Genomic DNA, 12,306 nt, shown 5'->3' on the forward strand with positions numbered 1-12,306 from the left:
TAAGGGAAAATAATGAGTTTTACGGTCGCCATCGTCGGACGCCCGAATGTCGGCAAGTCGACGCTTTTCAACCGGCTGGTGGGGAAGAAGCTTGCGCTTGTCGATGACACGCCGGGCGTGACCCGCGACCGCCGTCCGGGTGAAGCGCGGCTAATCGACCTGCGTTTTACAATTGTCGATACGGCAGGCCTCGAAGAGATGACGGATGAGAGCCTGCAGGGCCGCATGCGCCAGCAGACGGAAACGGCAATCGACGAGGCCGATCTATCGCTCTTCGTCGTCGATGCCAAAACCGGTCTGACGCCGGTCGATACGGCGCTCGGCGAAATGCTGCGCCGTCGCGGCAAGCCGGTTGTGCTCGTTGCCAACAAGTCTGAGGCGCGCGGTTCCGACAGCGGTTTCTACGATGCCTATTCGCTGGGGCTTGGCGAACCCGTGCCGATTTCGGCCGAACATGGGCAGGGCATGCTCGATCTGCGCGACGCCATCGTTGCTGCGCTCGGCGAGGATGTCGCTTATCCATCGAAAGACGACGTTGCCATCACCGACGTCGATCTGCCGCAGCCGACCGGTGAAGAGGGCGAAGAAGACGAAGAGCCCGCCTATGACGACACCAAGCCGCTGCGCGTGGCAATTGTCGGCCGTCCTAATGCCGGCAAATCGACGCTGATCAATCGCTTCCTCGGCGAAGACCGGCTGCTGACGGGGCCGGAAGCCGGCATCACCCGCGATTCCATCTCCGTTGAATGGGATTGGCGCGGACGTACCATCAAGATGTTCGATACGGCCGGCATGCGCCGCAAGGCCAAGGTGATCGAGAAGCTGGAAAAGCTTTCCGTTGCCGATGGGCTGCGCGCCATCCGCTTTGCCGAGACCGTCGTCATCGTCTTCGACGCGACGATCCCCTTCGAGAAGCAGGATCTGCATATCGTCGATCTCGTGCTGCGCGAAGGCCGCGCGGCCGTGCTTGCTTTCAACAAGTGGGATATGATCGAGGATCGCCAGGCCGTGCTTGCTGACCTGCGCGAAAAGACCGACCGGCTGCTGCCGCAGGCGCGCGGCATCCGCGCCGTGCCGATCTCTGGCCAGACAGGCTGGGGGCTCGACAAGCTCATGCAGTCGATCATCGATACGGACCGTGTCTGGAACAAGCGCATCTCCACCGCCAAGCTCAATCGCTGGCTGGAGCAGCAGCAGGTCCAGCATCCGCCACCGGCCGTTTCCGGTCGCCGCATCAAGCTCAAATATATGACGCAGGTAAAGGCGCGCCCGCCGGCCTTCATGGTGTCCTGTACCCGTTCCGATGCCCTGCCTGAATCCTATACACGCTATCTGATCAACGGGTTGCGGGCGGATTTCGATATGCCGAGCGTACCGATCCGGATCCACTACCGGTCGCCGGACAATCCGTTTGAGGGCAAGAAGAGGCGGACTTAGTCCGCTTCTGTCGCTTGCTGATATAGCGGAGCAGTCAATGCTCGGCGTAGGCTTGAGCAAAGGAAGATGGTGCAGGGCGTACTGGGTACAGTCTGCCGATCTGCTGTGTCGTGCCATCTGCAAAGCTGATCGCAAAAGAGCGTATCGACCGTGTATCGACTGTGATCTTGTCAGTAGAGCCGGCGAAAGTGATCGTTGTCTTATCGCCAGATACCGAGATGATGGTATTGGCGGCCGCGAGACCCGGACCAAGCGCTATGGTGTTGTTTTCACCCCGAAGCTTGATGCTATCCTCACCATCCCCTGCAGAAAAACGGATGGTTGAATCCGCTGTCGCAGTAATGGTGTCATTGCCCTTGCCGCCTTCGATCGTGCTTTCGTAGTCGCTACTAATGATATCGTTGCCCGAGCCGCCTTTGGCCGAGCTTTTGTCCCCTGTCTCGATCCTGTCGTCGCCCGTACCGCCATCCACAGCGCTGTAATATTTAGTGGTGATGATGTCGTTACCTGCGCCGCCGCTGATAAGTCGCTCATAGATCGTCGCATTGCAGCCGGCGATTATGATATCGTCGCCGTCGCCACCATCGGCGCTGGTATCATTGCCGACAGTTAGCACGTCGTTGCCTTTCCCTCCGCGCATAGGGCTGTCGGCCACGCCGTAGTCGGGGCCGCTAACGAGGATATCGTCACCGTCGCCGCCATCAATCGTGGTCTCTGTGTCGCCAAGAATTATGTCCCTGCCGGCCCCGCCCTTAACGACACTGTTGTGCCCCGCATGTATGGAGTTGTCGCCCGCACCACCGTTGACCGTGCTCCGCGAACCCGAGCGAATCTTATCGCTGTTGTTGCTGCCGTTGATCGTTGAACCATCTTCGCCGGCGGACGTGTTTCCGTTGCCAAAGAGCGTCTCGCTGATCGTTTTGAGGGCGTTCGCCAATGCTTCATCATTGACCATATAAGATGCAAGAATACGTCGCGCCGTGTCTTGAGCTGCGTCTTCATATCCCGGCTGACGCGAGTCACGCAAAATGGTGAGAGCTGAGAGGTTAAGGGGAAGGATGGTCGTCATTGAACGGTTTCCTTTCAGCCCGGCCATCAACATTGATGTCGGGACTAAGCGAGCGTTTGGCTTCATGCCCAGAAAGGTAACCAACTGTTAACAATTTCGACCTGAAATTGCAATTTCTATATGCAATGAAAAATTGTTCTTTTATGTGGTGCTCTTATTCAGCGCTTCCCGCAGAGCGATGATTTCCGCCTGCAGCCGTGCAAGTTGATCCGTGTCGCGGCCGCTTGCGTCGATGATGCAACCCGGCACGGTCTCAGCTCTTTCCTTCAGACGCTTGCCTTCCTCCGTCAGGCGAAGCACGACGACGCGCTCGTCCTGCCTGCTGCGTTCGCGGCGGATGTAGCCTGCCGTTTCCAAGCGTTTGAGGAGAGGGGTCAGCGTGCTCGATTCCAGGAAGAGCTTTTCGCCGAGGCCGCCGACTGTCTGGCCGTCTTCTTCCCAAAGGGAAACCATCGCCAGATATTGCGGATAGGTGAGACCGAGTTCGTCCAGCAGAGGCTTGTAGACGCGGTTAAAGGCGTGGCTTGCGGTATAGACGGCAAAGCAGATGAAACTGTCGAGTTTCAGTTGGTTCGACATGGCACGATCTCCAAAACCGCCGGATATTATATCGTGCGATAAATAATCGTAGCCGCTTTTAATGCATGGCAGTTATGTAATAATTTATATCGCACGATAATTAGTCGTGTGCGATATAAATGTTGTGTTCAGGACGAACGCAACAAACCCGAAGAGGACACGACAATGTCGACGATCAAGACCGCAGTTTCCGCAGCAGCAATCCTGGCAGCTTCCGCCATTGGAGCGTTTGCCGATCCGGTACTGGAACCGACAACGCAGAAATTCATCGATAGCCTGGCCGGCTCCAAGCCGATCTACACGTTCTCGCCCGGCGATGCCCGCAACATTCTCGCCGGCGCCCAGAAGGGCGACGTCAAGAAGTTGGCGGCCCAGGAAGAGGACAAGGTGATCAAGGTCGGCCCGACGGGCAGTGTCAAGCTGCGCGTCGTCCGCCCTGAGGGCGCTAAGGGCACATTGCCTGTGATTATGTATTTCCATGGCGGCGGCTGGGTATTGGGCGATGCCGATACACATGACAGGCTGGTGCGCGAAATTGCCAATGGCGCGAAAGCCGCTGTCGTCTTTGTCGACTATGATCGTTCGCCGGAAGCGCGTTACCCGATCGCCATCGAACAGGCTTATGCCGCCACCAAATATGTCGCCGATCATGCCAAGGAATTCCACGTGGATGCAAGCCGTCTTGCCGTTGCCGGCGATAGCGTCGGAGGCAATATGGCGGCTGTCGTGACGCTGCTTGCCAAGGAACGTGGCGGTCCTGCTATCGACCAGCAGGTGCTGTTCTACCCTGTCACCGACGCTAATTTCGACACTGGCTCCTACAACCAGTTCGCCAATGGCCCGTGGCTGACCAGGGAGGCCATGAAGTGGTTCTGGAACGCTTACCTGCCGGACGAAGCCAAGCGCAAGGATCCGACCGCTTCGCCGCTGCAGGCCTCACTCGAGCAGTTGAACGGCCTGCCGCCGGCCCTCATCATCACCGATGAAAACGACGTGCTGCGCGATGAAGGCGAAGCCTATGGCCGCAAGCTCACTCAGGCCGGCGTGAAGGTCACATCGATCCGCTACAACGGCACGATCCACGATTTCGTGCTCTTGAATGCGATTGCCGAAACGCCGGCCGTGCGTGGCGCCATCTCCGTCGCCAACGATACGCTGCGCGCCGCGCTTCACAAGTAAGGGTCAATCAGCTGAAGAGAGAGGCCCGGCGGTATCGCCGGGCTTTCTGCTTCTTGGAAGGGATTTGGTGGCATATTGCCACGCCTTCTTCCATTTCGGCGTGATGACGCCGTTGGCGGCGCGGATATTGTTGATGAATTGCAGCGTTGCCGCTTCCCAGGAATATTGCAGGGCAAGCTCGCGTGCCTTCTCCCGCGAGCTGGAGAGGGCAGCAATGCAGGCAGCCTGCAGGTTCTCGTCCAGCGCGCCGACAACGCTTTCTTCGCCGATGATATCCAGCGGGCCGGTAACGGGATAGGCCGCGACCGGGACGCCTGATGCAAGCGCCTCCAGAATGGTGTTGCCGAACGTATCCGTCAGCGACGGGAAGACGAAGACATCGGCCTGCGCATAGGCATTTGCCAGTTCTTCGCCGAATTTCACGCCGGTGAAATGCACATCCGGATAGCGTTCTTCGAGTTCGGCGCGTGCGGGGCCGTCGCCGACCACCACTTTCGAGCCGGGCAGATCGAGATCCAGAAAGGCCGGCAGGTTCTTTTCCAATGCCACGCGGCCGACTGTCATGAAAATCGGCCGGGGAAGGCCGAAGGGCTTTTCCTCCTGCGGCATCGGATGAAATTGCGTGGCATCGATGCCGCGGCTCCAGGGCATCAGGTTCTTGAGCCCCTTGGCAGCCAGTTCGCGGGCAAGGCTGGGCGTCGCCACCATGCAGCCGGCGCCGCCATTATGGAACCAGCGCACGAAGGCGTAGAGCCAGCTCTCGGGGATCGGCAGGCGAGCCGACACATATTCCGGAAAGCGGGTGTGGTAGCTGGTGGAAAAGGGCATGCGCTTGCGGATGCACCACCGCCGCGCCGACAGGCCGAGCGGGCCTTCCGTCGCGATGTGGACGTAGGAAGGATTGTGCTTTTCGATCTCGCGGGCGACGCGGCGGTACCAGGCGATCGACAGGCGGATCTCAGGGTAGGTGGGGCAGGGGATGCTGGCGAAACGCTCGGGCGTCACCATCGAGACTTCGACGCCCATCCTGGCCAGTTCGCGATTGGTGTTTTCGATCGAGCGGACGACGCCATTGACCTGCGGATGCCAAGCATCGGTGACGATCACAAGCCGCTCCGGCACAGCCCCAGCGGCACTAGCCCAGCTTTCGCCGCTATATGAATTTGACGGACGTTGCAGCATGTTTCCATTTCCATCAGCGTCGCTTAGTTTTGGCAACGCACAACCCCTGGCGGGGTTTCCGGAATGGCGATTCCCGCATTCTTATTTTGGCGGAAGTGCATGATGGAAATATTACAGCCCTGTACGAGTATTTACAGGAACTTACGGCAGCCGGGGCCAGCAATTATGTCGGCGATGAATGGCCGAAAGGCGTTTGCGCCTTGAAAAGGAACGGCGCCGACGGGGAAGTCGGCGCCGCAGTAAAACTTAGGCTGCAGCCGAAGCGAAACCGGAAGTCGGGACTTCCGAGATGGTCTTCAGAACCTGCGAAGCGATCTGGTAGGGGTCGCCCTGGGAGTTCGGGCGGCGATCTTCGAGGTAGCCCTTGTAGTCGTTCTTGACGAAGGAATGCGGAACACGGATCGAGGCGCCACGGTCAGCAACGCCGTAGGAGAACTTGTTCCACGGAGCCGTCTCGTGCTTGCCGGTCAGACGCTTGTCGTTGTCGGGGCCGTAAACGTTGATGTGGTCCATCAGGTTCTTGTCGAACTGCGCCATCAGCGCTTCGAAATAGGCCTTGCCGCCGACTTCGCGCATGAACTTGGTCGAGAAGTTGCAATGCATGCCCGAACCGTTCCAGTCGGTGTCGCCGAGCGGCTTGCAGTGATACTCGATGTCGATGCCGTATTTTTCGGTCAGGCGCTGCAGCAGGTAGCGCGCCATCCAGATCTGGTCGGCGGCCTTCTTGGAGCCCTTGCCGAAAATCTGGAATTCCCACTGGCCCTTAGCCACTTCGGCGTTGATGCCTTCGTGGTTGATGCCGGCAGCCAGGCAGAGGTCGAGGTGCTCTTCAACGATTTCGCGGGCAACCGAGCCGACATTCGAGTAGCCGACGCCGGTGTAGTAAGGACCCTGCGGAGCCGGGTAGCCGCTCTCCGGGAAGCCGAGCGGACGGCCATTCTCGTAGAAGAAATATTCCTGCTCGAAGCCGAACCAGGCATCCTCGTCGTCGAGGATGGTCGCACGCGCGTTGCTTGCATGCGGTGTCACGCCATCCGGCATCATGACTTCGCACATGACGAGCACACCGTTGGTGCGGGCCGGATCGGGATAGATGGCAACCGGCTTCAGCACGCAGTCAGAGCTGCGGCCTTCAGCCTGCATCGTCGACGAACCATCGAAGCCCCAGAGCGGGAGCTGTTCGAGCGTCGGGAAACTATCGAATTCCTTGATCTGCGTCTTGCCACGCAGGTTCGGTACCGGGGTGTACCCATCGAGCCAAATATACTCGAGCTTATACTTTGTCATCGCAACTCTCTCTGCTGCGAACTTGAGCAAATCCTGAGGCAGTAGACGCAAGGGTGCGCTCTCCCGCCAGGGGATGCCTCTTGTGAAGCACGTAGCGTGCCAGATCGGGCGGTCGACATAAAAAATTTACGAATCATCCCGCGATCGCAATTTCGGAGCGGACGCGGCAGGAGGCGGATGGAGCCGGTATATGGCTATCCCGCTTAGAGATGAGCATTTTCCGCGTTGGAACCAGATGAAAATTCTGGCGTTGAGGCTGACGGATGAAGTTTTAAACAAATCAGCGCAAGCTTAATCAGGAAATGCTGCATCGATCGTTTATAATTGCAACAATGCTGTTATTTTGTGCAATTTGCATAAACTATGTGCATTGTGCTATTATACAGACCGTGAATGTTGATAGGCCGAACTGAAGAAAGGCTATCTCATGGCAATCGGTTTCCATCGTGAATCCGCGACAATCTACCAGTTTCCCGTCAAGGCCGTTCAGGCACAGAACCGCTTCGAGCGCTTTCGCATGATGGAGCGGGAGGCCGCTGATGTGTGTGACGCTGCGCTCGACAGCTGCTGGTATCACGACGAAGCCGTTCGCGCCGACGACAAGAAGCCCAATTCCTGATCTGACGATCGATGATGAATGACCGCTTAGGCGGGGGCCGGCCTGCGCGTGGCCGCGCGATAAGCGACATGCGCAGGCTTCATCATGATATCAGAGGCCGAGCTTTTCCTTCGGCACGAGTGCGCCATGTTCGCTGACCACGCGGGCGGCGATTTTAGCCCCGAAGCGAGCGGCTGCCGGGGCGTCCCGGTTTTCCAGATAATGAGCAAGGAATGCGCCGTTGAAACTGTCGCCCGCGCTCGTCGTGTCGACGACCTTTTTGACCTTTTCCGCCGGCACGTAAGCTTTCTCGTTGGCGAAGCTCAGCGTTGCACCTTCGGCGCCGTTCTTGACGACGACATGCGAGGCACCAAGCGCAAGATAGCGCGCAATGGTGGCGTCGATGGAAGCGTCTCCGAAATGGGCGGCCTCATCATCGAAGCTCGGCATGACCAGCGAGGAGGAACGTGCGCCTTCATTGATTGTGATGTGCATCACGTCGTAGCTCGACCATAGGCGCGGGCGAATGTTGGGATCGAAGACGACGAATTTGCCGATGGCCTTAGCACGGCGGATTTCCGCGAGCAGCGTCTCGGCATCGTCTTGGGAGAGGATGGCGAGCGTGATGCCGGAGAAATAGACGACATCGGCACTTTCCACTGCTTCGCGCAGGCGGTCGGGATCGGTCGCGAGGCTGCGGGCGGCCGAACTGTCGCGCCAGTAGCTGAAGGAGCGCTCGCCGTTCCTCAGATTGATCATGTAAAGGCCGGGCGTCTTGCCCTTGATGCGGCGGATGAGATCCGTGCCGATGCCGGCCTTGCCCATGAAGGCGACCATCTCGTCGGACATCGGATCATCGCCGAGCGCGGTGAAGTAATCGACCGACCAGGCGGGGGCAGGCAGGCGCGGGCATACCATGCGGTGTTGAAAGTATCGCCGGCAAAGCCTTTCCGCAGCAGGCCTTCACCCGCCTGCGAGAGCTCCACCATGCATTCGCCGATCGACAGAAACCGTCCGCTCAAGCCATCCTCCCGGATTTTTTCTGCTCTTGCGGATACGCGAAGAGGCGGGATGAGACAAGTCAACGAAAGCGGAAAGTCCATCGCCCCGATGCCGGGGCGATGGGGAATTCAGGTCAGGGCCTGTCCATATGATAGCAGGCAGCCGTCTGGCCGGGACGAACCAGTTCCGTCGGCGGCATCTCGGTGCGGCAGATATCCGTCGCCTTCCAGCAGCGGGGCGAAAAGACGCAGCCCTTCGGCGGATTGAGCGGCGAGGGCGGGTCCCCCTGCAGTCGGATGCGGCTGCGCAGGCGCGCAAGTTTAGGATCCGGGATCGGAGCTGCCGAGAAGAGCGCCTGCGTGTAGGGATGGGCCGGGTGTTCGAAGACGGTCGCGCAATCACCGGCTTCCACGACCTTGCCAAGATAGAGCACCAGCACGTCATCCGAGATCAGACGTACGACCGAGAGGTCGTGGCTGATGAAGATCAGCGTCAGGCCGAACTCCTTGCGCAGCTTGCGAAGCAGCGTGATGACCTGGCCCTGGATCGACACGTCGAGAGCGGAGACCGGTTCGTCGCAGATGATGAGCTTCGGCCGGGTGACGACAGCGCGGGCGATGCCGATGCGCTGCGCCTGACCGCCCGAGAATTCGTGCGGATAACGGTTGATCATTTCCGGCACCAGACCGACGGCGGTCATGATCTCCCGCACGCGCTCAAGACGCTGAGACCTTGTCAGCTTCGGCTCGAAGACGGTGAGCGGCTCGGCAATGATATCGCCGACCGTCATGCGCGGATCGAGCGAGGCGATCGGATCCTGGAAGATAATCTGCATGTCGCGGCGTGCGGCACGCATTTCCTCATCCGTCAGATCGAGCAGGTTGCGGCCCTGCCAGAGGATACGGCCCTTCTGTGCCTTCAGAAGACGCAGGATAGAGCGGCCGAGCGTCGACTTGCCGCAGCCGGATTCACCGACAATGCCAAGCGTGCGGCCTTCGGCGAGATCGAAGCTGACATTGTTGACGGCCGTCAGCATCAGCGGCGGTTTGAAGAAGGATTTCGAGGGGATCTCGAACTGGGTTGTCAGGTTCTCGACCCTCAGAAGCGAGCGTTCAGCCATGGATCAGCAACTCCTCGCGGCGGGGGAAGGGATGGAAACAGGCGGCGCAATGATTTGCCCCCTGCTGTTGAAGCTGCGGCGGGCGGTCGATGCAATCGTCCTGGACCTGCGAACAGCGCGGCGAGAAATTGCAGCCCTTCGGCAGGTGCTGCAGGTTCGGCGGGCGGCCGGGAATGACGACGAGGTCGTCGACGTCCTGGTCCGGGCGCGGGATCGAAGCATGGAGTGCGGCCGTATAGGGGTGGGCCGGGTTTTCGAAGAGCTCATCGACCGGAGCTTCCTCGACGATGCGGCCGGCATACATGACGGCAACCCTGTCTGCGAGACCCGCGACGACGCCGAGGTCGTGGGTGATCATCAGAAGCGCCGTGTTCATTTCGGCCGTCAGATCATTGAAGAGATCCAGGATCTGGGCCTGGATGGTCACGTCGAGCGCCGTGGTCGGCTCGTCGGCGATCAGCAGTTTCGGCTTGGTGAGCAGCGCCATGGCAATGACGATGCGCTGGCGCATGCCGCCCGAGAGCTCGTGCGGATAAAGATTGAAACGGCGTGTCGGATCGGGAATGCCGACGCGCTTCAACATCTCCAGAGCCGCGGCAGAGGCCGCCTTGGCGGTAAAGCCGCGATGAATCTCAAGCTGTTCCGTCAACTGCCGGGAAATCCGGAGCGACGGGTTCAGCGCCGTCATCGGGTCCTGGAAGACCATGGCCATATCCTTGCCGCGGACATGGTCGAGCTCACGGGGTTTAAGCGCCAGCACGTCCTTGCCTTCGAGCAGAGCCTGACCGGTCGTTTTACCGTTCTTGGCGAGCAGGCCCATGATGCCGAGGAAGGTCTGGCTCTTGCCCGAACCGGATTCGCCGACGATGGCGATGCGCTCGCCGCGGCGCACCGTCAGGTTCATGTTGGAGACCGCCTTCACCTGCCCCTCGGGCGTTTCGAAGGTGATCGAATAGTCCTTCAGTTCGAGAAGGATATCGTTCTGTTTTTCTTTTTGATTTTCTGGGGTCATCCTATCGATCCTTCGGGTCGAACGCATCGCGCAGGCCGTCGCCGATGAAGAGCAGGCTCAGCAGCAGGGCCACGAGGAAGCTTGCCGGGAAAATCAGCAGCCAGGGCATGCTTTCCATGGCGTCGGTGCCTTCGGCAATCAGTGTGCCGAGCGAGGTCAGCGGTTCCTGAACGCCGAAACCGAGATAGGAAAGGAAGCTCTCGGTCGCGATGATCTCAGGCACGGTCAGGGCGGCGAAGATGACGACGGGGCCGACGAGGTTCGGGATGATGTGCTTGGTGATGATCTTGAAGGGCTTCTGACCCGAAGCGCGGGCAGCCTCCACGAATTCGCGGTGCTTGAGCGACAGGGTCTGGCCGCGCACGATACGGGCCATGGTCAGCCATTCGAGCGCGCCGATCGCCGCAAAGAGCAGGTAGACGTTGCGGCCGAAGATGACCATCAGCAGGATGACGAAGAGGATGTAGGGGAGCGCATACATGATGTCGACGAAGCGCATCATGATGGAGTCCAGCCTGCCGCCGATGTAGCCGGAGACCGCACCGTAGAGCACGCCGATGACGACGGAGACGAGGGTTGCCGTCAGCGCCACGGCCAGCGAAACGCGCGTGCCATAGAGCACGCGGGCGAGCAGGTCGCGGCCGTTCGGGTCGGTGCCGAAATAGTGGCCGCTTTCGAAGGAGGGCGGGGTGCGGAAGGCGGCCCAGTCCGGGTCTTCATAGTTGAAGGGGATGAAGTTCGGGCCGAGGAAGGCAGCGAGGATCAGCAGCACAAGCACGCCGATGGAGATGACTGCCGCCTTGTTGCGGGAGAGACGGCGCAGCGCGTCTTTCGTCAGCGAGCGGCCTTCCGGAGCCAGGCCTTCCGCTTCCAGCAATTCGGCTGCGAGCAGCTCTCTTTTTGCAGGATTGAGGATCATCTGTTTCTCACTTTCGGGTCCAGCCAGGCATAGGCGATGTCGACCAGAAGGTTCAGGAACACGATCAGCACCATGTAGAAGATGACCGTACCGAGAACCATGCCGTAATCGCGGTTCAGCGCTGCGTTGACGAAATAGCGGCCGATGCCGGGCAATCCGAAGATGCTTTCGACAACCAGCGAGCCGGTGAGAAGGTAACTTGCCGCCGGGCCCAGATAGGAGACGACGGGCATCATGGCGGGCTTCAGCGCGTGGCGCATGACCGTCAGGCGCGGACCGATGCCCTTTGCCTTGGCGGTGCGGATGAAGTTCTGGTTCATCACCTCGATCATCGAACCGCGGGTGATGCGCGAGATGCGGCCGGCATGCGGCAGGGACAGAACGACAATCGGCAGGACGAGATATTTGATCGAACCGTCACCCCAGCCACCGACCGGAAACCACGCGAGGTGGATGCCGAAGACGAGCTGCATGATGGGCGCGATCAGGAAGTTCGGGAGAACGACGCCTACGAGAATAAGGGCACCCAGAATATAATCCGGTGCCTTGTTCTGATAGAGCGCCCCAAGACAGCCGACACCCACGCCGACGATGATGGCGATCAGGAAGGCAGCCGTACCGATGGTGAAGGTGTAGGGCAGGCCGATCATGATCTGCTGGGTGACGGTGAAGTCCTCGCTCGCGAAGGAGGGGCCGAGGTCACCTTTCAGCAGGTCGCCGACATAGATCAGGTACTGCTGAATGAGCGGCTTATCCAGATTGTAGTGGGCCGCAAGGTTTTTCAGGATCACCGGCGGCAATGGCCTTTCGCCATCGAAGGGGCCGCCGGGGGCAAGGCGCAAAACGAAAAAGCAAGCTGTGACGGCGATCCACAGAACGGGGATCGTCGACAGCAATCGACGGAGTGCATATTTGATCATGG

11 protein-coding genes and 1 pseudogene are annotated in these 12,306 nt (G+C 59.6%); 3 read left to right on the forward strand and 9 right to left on the reverse strand.

Annotated elements, in window-relative coordinates:
- The first annotated feature begins 12 nt into the window (after positions 1 to 12).
- Entirely contained in the window at positions 13 to 1,437 is a 1,425-nt protein-coding gene (gene der, locus ACR9ZQ_RS08140; RefSeq protein ID WP_481427508.1) for a ribosome biogenesis GTPase Der, read from the forward strand.
- A 34-nt stretch (positions 1,438 to 1,471) separates the two neighbouring features.
- Here the strand turns inward: der and ACR9ZQ_RS08145 are convergent, their stop codons facing one another.
- Positions 1,472 to 2,506 (reverse strand): calcium-binding protein, encoded by a 1,035-nt coding sequence (locus tag ACR9ZQ_RS08145; protein ID WP_481427509.1) that lies wholly within the window; start codon positions 2,504 to 2,506, stop codon positions 1,472 to 1,474.
- 141 nt (positions 2,507 to 2,647) lie between these two features.
- A complete protein-coding gene (locus ACR9ZQ_RS08150; protein ID WP_439016098.1) occupies positions 2,648 to 3,085 on the reverse strand; it encodes a MarR family winged helix-turn-helix transcriptional regulator in 438 nt (145 codons plus the stop codon).
- A gap of 165 nt (positions 3,086 to 3,250) precedes the next feature.
- On the opposite strand from ACR9ZQ_RS08150, the gene ACR9ZQ_RS08155 reads away from it, so the two are divergent.
- Positions 3,251 to 4,264 (forward strand): alpha/beta hydrolase, encoded by a 1,014-nt coding sequence (locus ACR9ZQ_RS08155; protein WP_481427510.1) that lies wholly within the window; start codon positions 3,251 to 3,253, stop codon positions 4,262 to 4,264.
- Positions 4,265 to 4,267: 3 nt separating this feature from the next.
- On the opposite strand, the gene ACR9ZQ_RS08160 is transcribed toward ACR9ZQ_RS08155, so the two are convergent.
- Complete coding sequence (locus tag ACR9ZQ_RS08160) at positions 4,268 to 5,446, reverse strand: glycosyltransferase family 4 protein (RefSeq protein WP_481427511.1); 1,179 nt, start codon at positions 5,444 to 5,446, stop codon at positions 4,268 to 4,270.
- Between the two features lie 246 nt (positions 5,447 to 5,692).
- A complete protein-coding gene (locus ACR9ZQ_RS08165) occupies positions 5,693 to 6,733 on the reverse strand; it encodes a glutamine synthetase beta-grasp domain-containing protein (RefSeq protein ID WP_113322021.1) in 1,041 nt (346 codons plus the stop codon).
- Between the two features lie 427 nt (positions 6,734 to 7,160).
- Here ACR9ZQ_RS08165 and gstI point away from each other — a divergent pair, with 427 nt between their 5' ends.
- Complete coding sequence (gene gstI, locus ACR9ZQ_RS08170) at positions 7,161 to 7,352, forward strand: glutamine synthetase translation inhibitor GstI (RefSeq protein ID WP_113321963.1); 192 nt, start codon at positions 7,161 to 7,163, stop codon at positions 7,350 to 7,352.
- Between the two features lie 90 nt (positions 7,353 to 7,442).
- Here gstI and ACR9ZQ_RS08175 read toward each other — a convergent pair.
- The 5 genes and pseudogenes from ACR9ZQ_RS08175 to ACR9ZQ_RS08195 form a co-directional block, all read right to left on the reverse strand.
- A pseudogene (locus tag ACR9ZQ_RS08175) lies at positions 7,443 to 8,353 on the reverse strand (sugar kinase).
- A gap of 113 nt (positions 8,354 to 8,466) precedes the next feature.
- A complete protein-coding gene (locus tag ACR9ZQ_RS08180) occupies positions 8,467 to 9,453 on the reverse strand; it encodes an ABC transporter ATP-binding protein (RefSeq protein WP_113321965.1) in 987 nt (328 codons plus the stop codon).
- A complete protein-coding gene (locus ACR9ZQ_RS08185; protein ID WP_113321966.1) occupies positions 9,446 to 10,465 on the reverse strand; it encodes an ABC transporter ATP-binding protein in 1,020 nt (339 codons plus the stop codon). The genes ACR9ZQ_RS08180 and ACR9ZQ_RS08185 overlap by 8 nt, the downstream gene beginning before the upstream one ends.
- 1 nt (position 10,466) lies before the next feature.
- Positions 10,467 to 11,384 (reverse strand): ABC transporter permease, encoded by a 918-nt coding sequence (locus ACR9ZQ_RS08190; protein WP_007824543.1) that lies wholly within the window; start codon positions 11,382 to 11,384, stop codon positions 10,467 to 10,469.
- Complete coding sequence (locus ACR9ZQ_RS08195) at positions 11,381 to 12,304, reverse strand: ABC transporter permease subunit (RefSeq protein ID WP_310386835.1); 924 nt, start codon at positions 12,302 to 12,304, stop codon at positions 11,381 to 11,383. Before ACR9ZQ_RS08195 ends, ACR9ZQ_RS08190 begins: the two co-directional genes overlap by 4 nt.
- Positions 12,305 to 12,306: the final 2 nt, after the last annotated feature.

It is taken from the genome of Rhizobium sp. KNZ14-9A, from assembly GCF_056755015.1.

Bases quoted from the DNA above. Each gene is read 5' to 3' on its own strand.
- ACR9ZQ_RS08150 (WP_439016098.1), bottom strand. From the start codon at position 3,085: ATGTCGAACCAACTGAAACTCGACAGTTTCATCTGCTTTGCCGTCTAT.
- ACR9ZQ_RS08160 (WP_481427511.1), bottom strand. From the start codon at position 5,446: ATGCTGCAACGTCCGTCAAATTCATATAGCGGCGAAAGCTGGGCTAGT.
- ACR9ZQ_RS08165 (WP_113322021.1), bottom strand. From the start codon at position 6,733: ATGACAAAGTATAAGCTCGAGTATATTTGGCTCGATGGGTACACCCCG.
- ACR9ZQ_RS08190 (WP_007824543.1), bottom strand. From the start codon at position 11,384: ATGATCCTCAATCCTGCAAAAAGAGAGCTGCTCGCAGCCGAATTGCTG.
- ACR9ZQ_RS08195 (WP_310386835.1), bottom strand. From the start codon at position 12,304: ATGATCAAATATGCACTCCGTCGATTGCTGTCGACGATCCCCGTTCTG.
- ACR9ZQ_RS08145 (WP_481427509.1), bottom strand. From the start codon at position 2,506: ATGACGACCATCCTTCCCCTTAACCTCTCAGCTCTCACCATTTTGCGT.
- ACR9ZQ_RS08155 (WP_481427510.1), top strand. From the start codon at position 3,251: ATGTCGACGATCAAGACCGCAGTTTCCGCAGCAGCAATCCTGGCAGCT.
- gstI (WP_113321963.1), top strand. From the start codon at position 7,161: ATGGCAATCGGTTTCCATCGTGAATCCGCGACAATCTACCAGTTTCCC.
- ACR9ZQ_RS08180 (WP_113321965.1), bottom strand. From the start codon at position 9,453: ATGGCTGAACGCTCGCTTCTGAGGGTCGAGAACCTGACAACCCAGTTC.
- der (WP_481427508.1), top strand. From the start codon at position 13: ATGAGTTTTACGGTCGCCATCGTCGGACGCCCGAATGTCGGCAAGTCG.
- ACR9ZQ_RS08185 (WP_113321966.1), bottom strand. From the start codon at position 10,465: ATGACCCCAGAAAATCAAAAAGAAAAACAGAACGATATCCTTCTCGAA.